Here is a 1,277-nt window from a genome sequence, read left to right on the forward strand (position 1 = left end):
TTCAACCATGCGGTTAAAGGACCTATGCGGTTTTAGCATCCGTTTCCGAATGTTATCCCCCTCTGATGGGCAGGTTACCCACGTGTTACTCACCCGTTCGCCACTAGATTGACCAGTGCAAGCACCGGTCGCTCTCGTTCGACTTGCATGTATTAGGCACGCCGCCAGCGTTCGTCCTGAGCCAGGATCAAACTCTCATGAAAAAATTGAATTTTCATGAGCTTTGAAAAGCTCATTTTAATTACTGACTTATTGTATCTCTTTAAGAGATAAGAAATTGTTGTTTCTTCATCACTAAGATGAAGTCCCTACACATTTGGTTCGTCTTCTTTGTTCAGTTTTCAAAGGTCAATCGTTGTTTTTCAACAACGTTAAATATATTACCACGCTCATATTTTCAATGCAAGGAATATGATTTGATGTTTTTGTCATCTTGCGCGACAACGTTTAATAATTTAACACAAGATGAAAGAGACGTCAACGAATAACTACTCCATTTTTCAAAAAAATTGTATAATCGAGAAAACGACTTGAAGGAGGGCCTATGAGACTCGAACATCTATTAATGAAACATCTGGTACTGAGCCGCCGCGAAATGAAGAAGCTCATCAAGAATGAAGCCGTCTTAATCGACGAGGTTCCGGCCACTCACGTCAGCAATAATGTCGACGCGACCTTGCAAGTCATCACGGTGGATGGAACGCGGATTCACGACGACAGTCAGAAGTACTATATGCTGAATAAACCTCAAGGCGTCATCTCCGCTACAACCGATAAGGAACATACGACTGTTATCGACCTCTTCGCAAAGGAGAACGTCGAAGGCCTCTACCCGCTTGGACGACTCGATGGGGATACTGAGGGACTGCTGCTCGTGACGAATAATGGTCCGCTGGGTTATCGTATGCTGAACCCCGACCAACATATCGAGAAAGAATATTATGTAGAAGCCAATGGCCCGCTAGACGAAGATGCTGTAGAAACTTTCAAACGTGGCGTCACCTTCCACGGTGGGTATCAATGTAAACCTAGTACGCTTACGATCATCGAAAGTAGCGACAGCTTGAGCCGTGCGACTGTCACCATCTCTGAAGGAAAATTCCATCAAGTGAAGAAGATGTTCCTATGCGTTGGTGTGAAAGTGACGTATCTTAAACGCATCCGCTTTGGAGAGTTCGTGTTAGATGAATCGCTGGCACCTGGAGAATACCGAGAGCTTAACGAAGCAGAACTTCAACTTGTTAAAACCTATTTCTAAAAAAGCAAAATATAACATA

The 1,277-nt window shown here is 43.7% G+C and carries 1 protein-coding gene and 1 rRNA gene; one reads left to right on the forward strand and one right to left on the reverse strand.

What is annotated here, in order from left to right:
* Positions 1-203, reverse strand: a 16S ribosomal RNA gene (locus O3798_RS08710); the annotation flags it as partial.
* Positions 204-544: 341 nt separating this feature from the next.
* On the opposite strand from O3798_RS08710, the gene O3798_RS08715 reads away from it, so the two are divergent.
* Positions 545-1,258, forward strand: a complete 714-nt coding sequence (locus O3798_RS08715; RefSeq protein ID WP_371464299.1) for a 16S rRNA pseudouridine(516) synthase — start codon at positions 545-547, stop codon at positions 1,256-1,258.
* The last annotated feature ends 19 nt before the right edge of the window (positions 1,259-1,277 follow it).

Origin of the sequence: Granulicatella sp. 20925_1_45, assembly GCF_041433555.1 — a bacterium.
Taxonomy (GTDB): Bacteria; Bacillota; Bacilli; order Lactobacillales; family Aerococcaceae; genus Granulicatella.

Bases quoted from the DNA above. Each gene is read 5' to 3' on its own strand.
- O3798_RS08715 (WP_371464299.1), top strand. From the start codon at position 545: ATGAGACTCGAACATCTATTAATGAAACATCTGGTACTGAGCCGCCGC.